Raw genomic sequence first — 13,357 nt, 5'->3', positions numbered from 1 at the left:
TCTCTTATGAACGGTAGTCGGCATTGATCGACACATACTCTTTCGATAGGTCAGTCGTCCAAACCGTCTCGCTCGCACTACCTCGGTTGAGCACCACGTGAATCAGAATATCCTCCTCATTCATCACAGCCTGCCCCTGCTCTTCGGTGTAGCTGGCCGCTCGACCACCTTTCTCGACAATGCAGACATCGCCTAAGTAGATTTGCAGCGCGTCCAGATCAAGGTTTTCAATGCCGGCACGACCCACACAGGCCAAGATACGGCCCCAGTTAGGGTCACTGGCGAATAGAGCGGTTTTCACCAGTGGCGAATGAGCAATGGTGTAAGCAACATCCAACGCCTCTTTTGACGTTTCAGCCGAGTCGACACGGATCTCAACAAACTTCGTTGCGCCCTCGCCATCACGCACAATCAACTGAGCGAGTTGCAACATAATACGGTTAAAGGCTTCAACAAAGGCCGTTGCTGCAGCGCTGTCCGCCTCTATTCGAACCCCAGAAGCACCCGTCGCAACCAGAGTACAGCTATCATTTGTCGAGGTGTCGCCATCGACAGTGATGCGGTTAAAGGATCGTTCCGTCGCAGCACTCATCCACGACTGCAACAAGACCTGATCAATCTCGGCATCAGTCGCCACATAGCCCAGCATTGTCGCCATGTTTGGCATGATCATCCCTGCACCTTTGGAGATGCCGGTAATCGTAATGGTTTTACCATCCACTTCGATCTGCTCAGACGCCGCTTTAGCACGAGTATCAGTCGTCATAATGCCCCAAGCGGCATCCAACCAGTTGTCCTCTTTAAGATCGGCTAATGCCGCATCTAATGCACCAACGATCTTATCGACAGGCAGAGGCTCACCGATCACGCCCGTTGAGTAGGGCATCACCTGAGACTCGGCAACACCCGCGCGCTGTGCAAGCTCAGCACAGACCGCTTTAGCATCCGCCATCCCCTGCTCACCGGTACCGGCATTCGCATTCCCAGTATTAGTGACCAAGTAACGCACCTGACCCTTCGCCATATTGGCTTTCGCTAAATGGACAGGCGCCGCACAGAAAGCATTTTTGGTGAATACGCCCGCTACTGACGCACTCTCTGGAAACTCCATCACCACAATATCGCGACGCCCAGGCTTCTTAATGCCCGCACTGGCAATACCAATTTTGAAACCTGCAACAGGGTGAAGCGTAGGAAGAGTGTCAGGACCGACAGCCATGGAGAGTACCTCGGAGTTAAAATAATAGGCCATTATTTTAATGGGTTTGATCTGTGCCAGCTAACTATTTTTGTGTTGTTGTTTTGGGAAGATCAAGGGCAATCTATCCGACTGGCGTCGGCTAGCCTTCTTCTTTGTGTGAGCAAAGAAGAAGCAGGGCCGAAAGTGTGCTCCTGCACTTTCGGCATTCACCACATCCTGTGGATCAAACACACCCCGCTCCTTCGGCCTTCGGCACACTGCGCGCGATACTCTTTTTCTAACATCGAAAGGCACATTTCAGAGCCTGCTCCGTGCAGGCGCTGAAACTCTCGCCCATCCGGGGCTCGATCCTTTCAACGTCTTAACGAAAAAGAGCACCGTGCTCGTTCTCAGTCGGACGGGGACGACTGGCACGAGATTCAAATCAGGCAATGTTGGAGCGGTCTTGAAAAGGCCGCGATTAGTATTCATTAGAATTATCTAAAAACACCAGTGACTGGCTTAAGCCTGTCATCTGCTTTATCGGTGTTTTCCAGATAGGCAGTAAAGTCTACCAGCGGATGACAGGCTGAAGGCCAGTCACCGGCCCCAATGATTATCCCCCAACAACCTGCCCAAGCTGGAAGATCGGTAGGTACATGGCGATCACCAATCCACCGACAAGTGTACCTAGCACCACCATGATCAGCGGTTCTAACAGGCTGGATAGGTTATCGACGGCATTATCGACGGACGCTTCAAAGAACTCGGCGACTTTATCGAGCATGGAGTCGAGTGAACCGGCCTCTTCACCGATAGCAACCATCTGAACAGTCATCACGGGGAATACACCGGTCATATTGATCGCATTTTTCAGGGATTGGCCGGCCGCTATACCGTTGCGGATCTGCATGATGGCATCGTGGAACACCACGTTACCGGCGGCACCCGCACAGGACTCAAGAGCCTGCACCAACGGCACACCCGCCGAGAACGTCGTCGCCAGTGTCCGGGCAAATCGAGCAACCGCTGCGTTATAGAGAATACCCCCGATCACTGGGATTTTAAGACTGGTTCGTTCGACGGAGTCTCTGAATTTCTTCGAATGGATCATGCCGCGCCGGAAGAAGTAGCCACCGACAAACAGCAGGCCCAGCACATAGAGCCAATAACTTTGCGCGATCTCAGAGAGATTAACAACGAACTTAGTAAAGGCGGGCAAGTCGGCACCGAAGCTGCCGAAGACATCCTCAAACACCGGCACCACTTTAACCAACAGAATCGCGGTTACTAGAAGACCGACCACAATAACCGCGGTTGGGTAGGTCAGTGCTTTTTTGATCTTGGCTTTAAGCGCTTCACTCTTCTCTTTGTAGAGTGCCAAGCGATCCAGCATCGCCTCTAGGGAACCCGACTGCTCACCAGCAGCGACCAAGGAGACGTAGAGATCATCAAAATATTGCGGGAAACGAGACAAGGCAGTGGACAGGTCCGAGCCACCATTCACATCCGCACGAATATCGTAAATCAGTTTCTTCAGTTTCGCCTTCTCAGCACCCTGACCGACGATATCCAAACCCTGTAACAGCGGAACGCCCGAGCGCATCATAGTGGCCATTTGACGTGTGAAAAAGGCAATATCGATCGGTTTAATCGGTTTATCTTTGTTGGAGAAGATCGAAACGCTCTGTTTTTTGACCTTGTCGTAGTTGATCCCCTGCTTACGCAACTGGATCTTCGCTTCAGAGAGCGTCAACGCATCAACGGTCCCTTTACTTTTGTTACCAGCTTTATCTTTACCGGTCCAAGCAAAGGTCAGAATTTTTGGCTCTTTGTATTTTTTTCGCGTTGCGGTCTTCGCCATTCAGAGTACTTCTATCAAATAATTAAGCATTAATGATCAGTTCTTAATAACGCGGTTCATCTCTTCGAGACTGGTCAGTCCCTCAGCAACCTTTTTAAGTCCTGCTGTCCTAAGCGTAGCAAAGCCTTCACGTTTCGCCACCTCAAGGATGTCGAGCGACGAGCCATTCTCCATAATGCACTCAGCCACCGCCGGCGTCACTTCGAGCATCTCATAGATACCGACACGCCCCCGGTAACCACGGTTACAGCGCGAACAACCCTCTGGGTTATGCTCAAACAGATGCAAATCAGCCAGTTGCGACTCCTCAAAGCCCTGCTCTAATAGAGTCTCATGTGGGATATCGGTCTGCTTTTTACAGCCGGTGCAGAGTCGACGTGCCAGACGCTGCGCAATAATCAAAGTAGCTGAGGTGGCGATATTGAACGATGCGACCCCCATGTTACGTAGACGCGTCAGTGTCTCTGGTGCCGAGTTGGTGTGCAAGGTCGATAACACCATGTGGCCGGTCTGAGCCGCTTTAATCGCGATCTCGGCCGTCTCCAAATCACGAATCTCACCGACCATGACGACATCAGGGTCCTGACGCAGGAAGGCGCGCAGCGCTTCGGCAAAGGTTAAACCCACTTTCGGGTTCACATGGACCTGATTGATCCCATCCATGTTGATCTCGACCGGATCCTCCGCGGTGGAGATATTTCGCTCCTCTTCATTAAGGATGTTCAAACCGGTATAGAGCGTCACTGTTTTACCCGAGCCAGTTGGACCGGTCACCAGCACCATACCTTGAGGACGAGCCAGAGTATCTAGGTAGAGCTCACGCTGACCTGGCTCAAAACCCAGTGCGTCAACGCCCATCTTGGCACTGGAGGGATCCAGGATACGCAGTACGATCTTCTCGCCCCATAAAGTCGGAAGGCTATTCACACGAAAATCGATCGAGCGTTTAGCCGAGATCTTTAACTTGATACGACCATCTTGCGGCACACGGCGCTCAGCAATATCCATATTAGACATCACCTTAAGACGGGCAGAGAGGCGCGCTGCCAGGTTTCTAGGCGGCGAGCTGACCTCTTGTAAAATACCATCGATGCGCGAACGGACACGGTAGCTCTTCTCGTAGGGCTCAAAGTGAATATCGGACGCACCACCATTAATGGCATCCAACAGAATCTTATTGATAAAGCGAACAATTGGCGCATCGGATGCGGCATCCTCGGCACTGCTCTCCTCTTTCGGCAGCTCCGTATCGCTCACTTCGAGGTTATCTAAGTCACTATCACCCAGATCGCCAAGGGAGGCAGAACTGTCCTCGGAATCGAGTACCATCTCGATCTTACGAGTCAGCTTATCCTCTTCCACCAATATCGCTTCGGTCGGAAGACCGCTAGTAAAGCGCATCTCATCAAGAGCTTTGATATTGGTCGGATCCGAGATCGCCACATAGAGACGAGAATTACGCTTCATCAGCGGCAGTGCGTGGTGGCGAACAATCACCTTAGAATCGACCACATCTTTAGGGATTACATCTAATGGGATCGCATCTAGATCCAATACCGGCAGACCAAACTCTTCAGATGCAGCACTGGCGGCACGACGGGCACTGATAACACGATTGGCAATCAGGTAAGAGATAAACGAGCGTTGCTCGGCACGCGCTTTAAGCAGAGCCTGTTGCGCAGTCTCGGCTGTAAACACACCGTCACTAACCAACCGCTTCGCTAAACCGCTTAAGTTACTCGATGCCTGCACAGAAGATTCCTAAATAATGGGTCAAAAATTCTCTATTAACTATCTTAACTATGGCAAAGATATCGAAAACCTGCACGTTTAAAGATAAAAAAGTGAGTTAAATCAGTATTTTTAAAATTTTTTGGCATTTTTTTTACTTTTTTACTTGGAACTTCCCAAATCTGGTCTACTTTAAAGGTAACGGATTGAGAAGCCCTCAGGGAGGGTTCAAGTGGCACAAGGGATGTACCGCTTAATTTAATTAATAGTTAACTCACTGGAGAGTTTCTTATGATGAAGAAAACACAAAAGGGCTTCACCCTAATCGAATTGATGATCGTAGTAGCGATCATCGGTATTTTGGCTGCGATCGCGTTGCCGGCTTATAATGAATATGTTGATGACTCTAGAAATGGCGCTTGTTTAAGTGAAGCAAAAGCTCTTGCTAACCAACGCGTGGTCGCAGAAGCTGCTTCTGAGGCGTTACCTACTTCTATCACAGGGTGGTCATGCACAGGTTCCATCTCTAACGACACAGTTTCAGCGCCAGGTTTTTCAATAACCACTGAACCAGGAGCTACTGTGACCTGTACAACAGCAGGAAATTGCAGCCTTTCTGGCAGCTAATAATAATTTTAAAGGCCGCATCAGCGGCCTTTTTCTTTTGTCGAGTTGTTCTTCCCCTCCCCTCATACTAAACTGCGCCTCAACTGATAAATGAGGTCTCCCCTTGAAAAGCTACAAGCGTCTTACCCTGCTTATTTTGATTATCTTAGCCGCTGCCGTTACCTACTACATTGAGAGTGGCAAGCCAGAAGTATCACCACAGACTCGTGCACAAGTTGAGGCGGAGCTCGCTAAAGACACCACCTTCCCGGCACGCCCTGTCTGGTGGGATAAGGGGCATATCTTAGGGGTAGGCGTTCTACCCAACGGCCAAAATCGTAATAACGACGCAGAACGCGTCTGCCAACTACTGACCCGCTACGACATCAAACCCGCCGAAGTGCAGGTGTTTGATGTACTGCAGATTCAAAACGATGATGAGTGGGTACAGATTGGTGGGGCGATTTGTAGCCGATAGATGAAGCATCATCGGTGACAGGCCTTCAGCCTGTCATCCGCTGTTAGACTCTCAGACAATCTGGAAAACACCGATATAGCAGATGACAGGCTAAAGCCAGTCACCAGAGCTAAAAGCTAGATCAAAAGCTTTCTACTCGCCTAAAGGCGACCAGCCTTACTTTTTTGTCAGAAAAAAGTAAGCAAAAACTGACCACGCTCACTCGGCCTGCGGCACGCTCCGTTCAATGCTTTTTCACTGAAGTCCAATAGGACACTGCAAACCGTTAATTGCTCCTGCATTAACGGAATACATGCCTTCCATGGCACTAAGTCGGCTCCTGCCTCCGTTGCAGACTTCGGCCATCCGGGCCTCAGCCGATTGAACTCTTAACCGTGAAAAACCATCGTACTCACTCTCGATCGGACGTGGACAAATTGGCACGAGATTAGAAACAGGCACTGTTGGAGCGGTCTTGAAAAGGCCGCGATTATTTTTTGTATGAATCTAGCTATTAGCACCGGTGTCTGGCTTTAGCCTGACATCTGCTATACCGGTGTTTTCCAGATAGGCATTAAATTCTGCCTGCGGATGACAGGCTGAAGCCAGTCACCGGCACTATCGAGATTGGAGGATCGCCGTTGGAGCTAGAGGAAGTGGTGGGCCCAGCAGGACTTGAACCTGCGACCGATCGATTATGAGTCGAGCGCTCTAACCAACTGAGCTATGGGCCCTAAGAAGCGCGCCCATAATACCTAGCTGGTTTTATGGGCGCAATAACTTATAAATCAAAGATTTATTCGTCGATGAAACCACGCAGGTGGTCGGAACGACTTGGATGACGAAGCTTGCGTAGTGCTTTCGCTTCGATCTGACGAATACGCTCACGTGTTACGTCGAACTGCTTACCCACCTCTTCTAGAGTGTGGTCAGTATTCATGTCGATACCAAAGCGCATACGAAGTACTTTTGCTTCACGAGCGGTTAGACCCGCCAAGACAGCACGCGTCGATTCACGTAGGCCTTCACCCGTTGCTGAATCGATCGGTGAGTCCATCGTTGTATCTTCGATAAAGTCACCTAGGCTCGAATCTTCGTCGTCACCGATTGGAGTCTCCATCGAGATCGGCTCTTTCGCGATCTTCAATACTTTACGGATCTTATCTTCCGGCATCTCCATACGCTCTGCCAGCTCTTCCGGTGTCGCTTCGCGACCCATCTCTTGCAGCATTTGACGCGAGATACGGTTCAGTTTGTTGATCGTCTCGATCATGTGAACTGGAATACGGATAGTACGTGCTTGGTCGGCAATCGAACGAGTGATCGCCTGACGGATCCACCAGGTCGCGTAGGTCGAGAACTTGTAACCACGACGGTATTCAAACTTATCAACCGCCTTCATCAAGCCGATATTACCCTCTTGGATCAGATCCAAGAACTGCAGACCACGGTTGGTGTACTTCTTAGCGATCGAGATAACCAGACGTAAGTTGGCTTCAACCATCTCTTTCTTCGCGCGACGTGAACGCGCTTCGCCGATCGATAACTGACGGTTAACCTCTTTGATCTCGGTTAGATCAATGTTTAGCTCCTCTTCAACGGCAACCAGACGACGCTGTGCACGTTTAAGATCATCTAGGCTTGCTGAGATCGCATCAGAGTATGGCTTACCCGCTTTAACGAGATCATCGAAGTAATCAGGATTAGTTTCATTACCTGGGAAGGTTTTAATGAACTGATCACGCGGCATACGGCACTTCTGAGTACACATACGCATTATGTTGCGCTCTTGTGTACGGATACGATCGATGTAGCCACGAACACGGCTAACCAACATATCGTAGTAGCGTGGAGACAGTTTAACGGGAGCAAACACCAGTGCTAGCTCTTCAAGGGCTGCACCAAATGCTGATGAATCACGACCTTTGCTCTCTGCTTTAATCAGTTTAGCCAGAGCCTCTTCGATGGCACCGAAACGTTCAGCAGCCTCTTCTGGGTCTGGACCACGATCCTTTTCTGAATCATCATCGTTGCTGTCGTCGTCATCCGAATCATCGTCTGCGTCTTCAACCTCCTCCTCTTCAGGAATAGGATTGTTATTGGCGATTTCAGCATCAGGATCGATGTAACCGCTGAACAAATCGCTTAAACGACCCTCCTCTTCAACGGTCGTTTTGTAGGCATCAAGCACCAAGGCAACACTGCCTGGGAACTGAGCAAGCGCCCCCATGACACCACGGATACCCTCTTCAATACGTTTCGCAATTTCGATCTCGCCTTCACGAGTCAGCAGCTCAACGGTACCCATCTCACGCATGTACATGCGCACGGGATCGGTAGTACGACCGGCATCCGACTCCACTGCAGCAAGAGCGGCAACCGCCTCTTCGTCAGTATCGTCACCTGCATCACCGTCGGTCATAAGAAGCGTTTCAGCATCCGGCGCAACTTCAGACACGGAGATACCCATGTCATTGATCATGCGGATGATATCTTCTACCTGATCGGGATCGGCGATATCTTCAGGGAGGTGATCGTTCACCTCAGCGTAGGTCAAATAGCCCTGTTCCTTACCTTTAGCGATAAGTTCCTTAAGGCGTGATTGCTGCTGTTCAGTGTTGTCAGACATTTAAAATCCTGTGTCTAGCCACGTTGGGCGCGCAAAAATTGCAAGCGCCGAAGTATAGCTAAAAAGTTCAACCTCTGCCAGTTAAAGACGGATTAACGGCAGGGTTATTAATAGTTTATAAGTGGGGACAGAAAGAAGGGTTTACAAGGCCTTACGTGCCAAGAGTTGCGCCAGCTGTTGTTTCTCTTCGTTAGTCAGTGGTCGCTCACGCGAGAGACGTGTCAATTCAGCCAATTCGTGCTCGTATTTACGTGATAATAAGCGCCCCATGGCATCATCCAGCAACACCTTGGCATCGACATTATCGAGCACTGGATCGACCTGTGAGATCTCATTAAGCATCAACAGATTAGGCGCCATTTCTGGGTCACGCTGCCAATCCAACAGCAGCGTACCTAGGCTCGCATCGGGAGTGGTCTGCAGGTAGCCGAGCAACTGCCTAAGCAGCGATATATTCTCGACGTAGAGCCCTTCCAATTCGGTCGCTTGAACCACCTGATGCGCCAAGTCAGGACGGTGCAGCAGTATCGAGATCGCAGAGTTAACCAAGTTGATCTTAGTACTGATACCCGATCTCACCGGCCCTGAAGCTTGTGAAGTCTGAGAGGAGTAAGAATCTGAGTAGCTCGGCTCCGATTCGAAATAGCGCGGATGCTGATACTCACCCGAGTCATAATCCGGCATCGACTCTGGCTTATACGAGGGTTTGGGTCGAGCGGCAGGCTCAGGCGCGATCGTCTCCACTTTGGAGTGCAGGTTAGCGATAGTATCCAACTGCTCTATCGTCAAACCGGTCATCTCGGCAACCCGATCCAACATCATCTGCTGCAGCACCGAGGTCTGCATGCTACGAATTTTGGGCAGCGCCTGGGTCGAAAATCGAGCTCGACCATCCATAGAAGTGAGATCGATGTTGTCACTCAAGGCTTTAAAGAAATACTCACTGAACGGCAGAGACTCATCCACTCGTGCCGTAAAGGCATCCAGACCTTCACTGCGCACCAGTGTGTCGGGATCTTCACCATCGGGCAGGAATAGAAAACGGGCTGTTAGGCCATCTTTCATAACCGGAACACAGGTATCCAACGCACGCTTGGCCGCTTGACGCCCTGCAGCATCCCCATCAAAACAGAAGATCACTTCAGTCACTATCTTAAAGATACGCTCGAGGTGCGCTTCAGTGGTTGCTGTACCCAAGGTAGCCACCGACCAGGTTAAACCGTGCTGCGCCAAACTCACCACATCCATGTAGCCTTCCACGATCAGCAGACGCTCTAATGAGCCGGTATGCTGACGCGCCTCATAGAGGCCATAAAGCTCTTTACCCTTATGGAAGGTATCGGTCTCTGGGGAGTTAAGGTATTTCGGTTTTTCGTCCGTTAATACACGTCCACCAAAACCGATCGTGCGACCACGCATATCACGAATAGGGAACATAATACGGTCACGAAAACGGTCGTAACGACGGCCGCGCTCTTCGTTCTCGACCATCAAGCCGGACTTTAGCAGCAGCGAATCGGCGTCCTCAGTCTCTTTGGCAATGTGTTTATGCAGATTATCCCAACCCGGAGGGGCATAACCCAATTGAAAACGCGCAGCGATCTGACCACTTAGGCCACGCTCTTTCAGATAGGCTACTGCTTTGGCTTTGTCGCTATGATTGCGCAACTGCTGTTGGTAAAAGGCGTTAGCACTCTCGAGCAGATCGAACTGTTTCTTGACCTGTTTCTCATAAGCCACATCGCGCTGACGATCATGCTCACGCGGCACATCCACACCAACGGTACGCGCTAACTCTTCAATAGCTTCAGGAAAGTTGAGCTTCTCATACTCCATAACAAAACCGAGCGCATTGCCGCCAGCACCACAACCAAAACAGTAGTAGAACTGCTTATCAGGACTGACTGAAAACGACGGGGATTTCTCTTTATGGAATGGGCAGAGTGCGGAGTAGTTTTTACCGGCACGCTTAAGCTTGATGCGCGAATCGATCACATCAACGATGTTCACTCGCGCTAAAAGGTCATCTATGAAGTGCTGCGGAATTCTTCCTGACATTCAACTGCTCGCTGTCTGTTCCAGCGAACACTCTATCAGAGTTTCGCTTTGACCTTACCTGAAACGGCTCCCATGTCGGCACGACCTTGAAGTTGCGGCTTGATGATGGCCATCACTTGGCCCATCGCCTGCATGCCGGAAGCATCGGTTGCAGCAATTGCTGCATCGATGATTGCATCGATCTCTACATCACTGAGAGGCTGCGGCAAGAAAGTTTTAATCACCTCCGTCTCTTGCTGCTCCTTTTCCGCCAGTTCAGGACGCTCAGCCGCCTGATACTGGGCAATCGAGTCTTTGCGCTGCTTGACCATTTTGTCTAGCACCGCGAGCACGCGATCATCATCAAGTTCGATGCGCTCATCCACTTCGATGCGCTTTAACTCAGCCAGCATCAATCGGATCGTTCCAAGACGCACCTTATCTTTAGCGCGCATTGCAACCTTCATTTCATCAGTAATCTGACTCTTCAATGAAGACATCTTAATAACCTAATCTATCGTTTACTACAAAGACTCGACCACAAGGAATCTAGTCTGCGTCTTTACTTAATTAGTAAAGGCGAACGCGACGAGCGTTTTCACGCTGAAGCTTTTTAGCGTGACGCTTAACTGCTGCTGCAGCTGCACGCTTACGAGCAGTTGTTGGCTTTTCGTACGCTTCACGTTTACGAACTTCAGCTAGGATACCTGCTTTTTCGCAAGAACGTTTGAAACGACGTAGTGCAACGTCAAATGGCTCGTTATCTTTAACTTTAACGGCTGGCATGTTTTCCAATTACCTTTCAAGTTTGGTTTAAATTAACCTCGGACGTAATTTTCCGAGGGCGCCAAATAATACAGAGCACCACAGCTGATGTAAAGCAATTTAACGCTTCACTAACTAGCCAGATTTCTGAATAATATGAGGCACCATTAATAGCACTGATTAAGGCCAGCTCTGAATGCTTGTACTCGGTATTGAAACCTCCTGTGATGAAACCGGCGTAGCGCTCTATGACAGCGAACGCGGCCTTTTAGGTGACGCGCTCTACTCGCAAGTAGAGATGCACGCCGAGTATGGTGGCGTCGTACCAGAACTCGCCTCGCGAGATCACGTGCGCAAGCTAATCCCACTGATTAGAGAAGTCTGTAAAGAGGCAGAGTGTACGTTGCACTCTATTGATGCCATTGCTTATACGGCTGGCCCCGGTCTAATTGGTGCCCTGATGGTCGGTGCCTCTACCGGTCGGGCATTGGCTCTAGCTCTGGGCATCCCTGCGGTGGGCGTCCATCATATGGAGGGCCACCTATTAGCCCCGATGCTAGAGGAGACACCGCCCAGCTTTCCTTTTGTCGCGCTTTTAGTGTCAGGTGGCCACACCCAGCTCGTCAGCGTCAAAGGGATCGGCGAATACTCACTGCTGGGCGAATCTTTGGATGATGCAGCCGGCGAAGCCTTTGATAAAGCGGCCAAAATGATGGGGCTGGACTACCCTGGTGGCCCGCTGATCGCCAAACTGGCCGAAAATGGCAACAGCGATCGCTATACTTTCCCAAGACCGATGACCGATCGTCCTGGGCTCGATTTTAGCTTCTCAGGTTTAAAGACCTTCACCTTGAACACCGTCGAAGCAGCAAAACGCGAAATGGGCGAACTGGATCAACAAACCTCAGCTGACATTGCGGCCTGTTTTGAAGATGCCGTGGTCGATACATTGGCGATTAAGTGTCGCCGTGCGATTCAACAGACCGGTTTTAAAGAGCTGGTGATCGCAGGTGGTGTTAGCGCCAACAAAAAACTTCGTAAAAAATTGGGCGATATGGCCAAAAAAGAGGGCGCTAAACTCTTCTACGCCCGCCCCAAGTTCTGTACCGACAACGGCGCGATGATTGCCTATGCAGGCACTCAGCGCTTGATGGCTGGAGAGCGTTCACCGCTCGCCATTACAGCCCAGCCACGCTGGCCAATGGAGACACTGCCAGCCCTTGGTTCAGTTGGAGAGGTGCAATGATGGACACTATCTTTATAAAAAATCTTAGATTCGAAGCGATCATCGGCATCTATCCGCATGAGCGGACAGAACTTCAGCCTATGGTGATCAATTTAGAGATGGCCAACGACATTCGTGACGCGGCCAAGAACAATGATTTAGAGGCCTCTATCAATTACGCCGCCGTCAGTGAAGCGGTTATCCAGTTCTGCCAAGAGGCCAAAGCGGAGCTACTAGAGACGCTCGCCGAAAATCTATCCGAGTTCTTAATGGCTCAATTCAATATTCCTGGACTGCGTCTTGAAATCGGCAAACCGATCGCCGTAGCTGAAGCGGAACTGGTCGGCGTTCGAATTGCTCGCGGAGTAAGTTTCTAGTGCACCACATTCTGCTCGGCGTCGGTAGCAACCATCATGCTGAATCCAACATTCGCGCCGGCCTAGAGCAGCTCACTCACTTTTGCAGCAACATCGAACACTCACCCTGCTATCGAAGCTCCGCCATCGATCCTACTCAACCCGACTACCTCAATCTCGTCACCAAAGCTGAAACAGAACTAGACCAAGAGTCCTTGATTAGTGCACTGAAGTCGATCGAGATTCAGCAGGGACGCATGAGCGGTCGCTACTGCGCTCTCGACATCGACCTGCTCTGTTTTGACCAAGAGATCGTCGAATCTGAACAGTTCAACCTGCCACACAAGGACCTAGAAAACTACGCACACGTGTTACTGCCAGCCGCCGATCTATGCCCAAACCAGCAACACCCAACGCTTGGTTATACCTTTATTGAATTATGGAATAAAAAAAGGGATCAGTTGCTTGAAAATCAATCCCTTTACCCGCACTCTTTATAGATCAGAA

Annotated in this window: 12 protein-coding genes and 1 tRNA gene; 5 read left to right on the top strand and 8 right to left on the bottom strand. The window is 50.4% G+C overall.

The genetic code is table 11. The features are described 5' to 3' along the window. Positions 1-4: 4 nt before the first annotated feature. From argJ to pilB, 3 genes are all read right to left on the bottom strand, one after another. Complete coding sequence (gene argJ, locus XMD564_RS00560) at positions 5-1,219, bottom strand: bifunctional glutamate N-acetyltransferase/amino-acid acetyltransferase ArgJ (protein ID WP_173483367.1); 1,215 nt, start codon at positions 1,217-1,219, stop codon at positions 5-7. 577 nt (positions 1,220-1,796) lie between these two features. Next, entirely contained in the window at positions 1,797-3,044 is a 1,248-nt protein-coding gene (locus tag XMD564_RS00555; protein ID WP_173507633.1) for a type II secretion system F family protein, read from the bottom strand. Between the two features lie 36 nt (positions 3,045-3,080). Beyond that, complete coding sequence (gene pilB, locus XMD564_RS00550) at positions 3,081-4,796, bottom strand: type IV-A pilus assembly ATPase PilB (protein ID WP_173507632.1); 1,716 nt, start codon at positions 4,794-4,796, stop codon at positions 3,081-3,083. Positions 4,797-5,066: 270 nt separating this feature from the next. On the opposite strand from pilB, the gene XMD564_RS11535 reads away from it, so the two are divergent. Together XMD564_RS11535 and XMD564_RS00540 are read left to right on the top strand one after the other, a co-directional pair. After that, positions 5,067-5,402: a prepilin-type N-terminal cleavage/methylation domain-containing protein gene (locus tag XMD564_RS11535; RefSeq protein WP_371740227.1), complete on the top strand. Its 336-nt coding sequence runs from the start codon at positions 5,067-5,069 to the stop codon at positions 5,400-5,402. A gap of 103 nt (positions 5,403-5,505) precedes the next feature. Beyond that, positions 5,506-5,859, top strand: a complete 354-nt coding sequence (locus tag XMD564_RS00540) for a DUF4148 domain-containing protein (protein ID WP_173507631.1) — start codon at positions 5,506-5,508, stop codon at positions 5,857-5,859. A 636-nt stretch (positions 5,860-6,495) separates the two neighbouring features. Here the strand turns inward: XMD564_RS00540 and XMD564_RS00535 are convergent. The 5 genes from XMD564_RS00535 to rpsU form a co-directional block, all read right to left on the bottom strand. After that, positions 6,496-6,572, bottom strand: a tRNA-Ile gene (locus tag XMD564_RS00535). A 62-nt stretch (positions 6,573-6,634) separates the two neighbouring features. After that, positions 6,635-8,467, bottom strand: coding sequence for an RNA polymerase sigma factor RpoD (gene rpoD / locus XMD564_RS00530; protein ID WP_173506589.1), 1,833 nt, complete (start codon positions 8,465-8,467; stop codon positions 6,635-6,637). Positions 8,468-8,608: 141 nt separating this feature from the next. Continuing rightward, complete coding sequence (gene dnaG, locus XMD564_RS00525) at positions 8,609-10,525, bottom strand: DNA primase (RefSeq protein ID WP_173507630.1); 1,917 nt, start codon at positions 10,523-10,525, stop codon at positions 8,609-8,611. Positions 10,526-10,560: 35 nt separating this feature from the next. Then, entirely contained in the window at positions 10,561-11,004 is a 444-nt protein-coding gene (locus XMD564_RS00520; RefSeq protein WP_173483871.1) for a GatB/YqeY domain-containing protein, read from the bottom strand. A gap of 70 nt (positions 11,005-11,074) precedes the next feature. Next, positions 11,075-11,290, bottom strand: coding sequence for a 30S ribosomal protein S21 (gene rpsU, locus XMD564_RS00515; RefSeq protein WP_169451420.1), 216 nt, complete (start codon positions 11,288-11,290; stop codon positions 11,075-11,077). Between the two features lie 175 nt (positions 11,291-11,465). Between rpsU and tsaD the strand changes: the two genes are divergently transcribed. From tsaD to folK, 3 genes are read left to right on the top strand one after another with little or no spacing between them, the layout of a single operon-like run. Continuing rightward, on the top strand, positions 11,466-12,515 hold the full coding sequence (gene tsaD, locus XMD564_RS00510) for a tRNA (adenosine(37)-N6)-threonylcarbamoyltransferase complex transferase subunit TsaD (protein WP_173480407.1): 1,050 nt from the start codon (positions 11,466-11,468) through the stop codon (positions 12,513-12,515). Then, the gene (gene folB, locus XMD564_RS00505; RefSeq protein ID WP_173480406.1) at positions 12,512-12,871 is read left to right on the top strand and encodes a dihydroneopterin aldolase; all 360 of its coding nucleotides are present in this window, start codon (positions 12,512-12,514) and stop codon (positions 12,869-12,871) included. Before tsaD ends, folB begins: the two co-directional genes overlap by 4 nt. Beyond that, on the top strand, positions 12,871-13,350 hold the full coding sequence (gene folK, locus XMD564_RS00500; protein ID WP_173483869.1) for a 2-amino-4-hydroxy-6-hydroxymethyldihydropteridine diphosphokinase: 480 nt from the start codon (positions 12,871-12,873) through the stop codon (positions 13,348-13,350). Before folB ends, folK begins: the two co-directional genes overlap by 1 nt. Positions 13,351-13,357: the final 7 nt, after the last annotated feature.

Origin of the sequence: Marinobacterium sp. xm-d-564, from assembly GCF_013283345.1 — a bacterium.
In the GTDB taxonomy this organism is placed as follows: Bacteria; Pseudomonadota; Gammaproteobacteria; order Pseudomonadales; family Balneatricaceae; genus Marinobacterium_E.
This window is presented reverse-complemented; position numbering and strand designations above follow the sequence as displayed.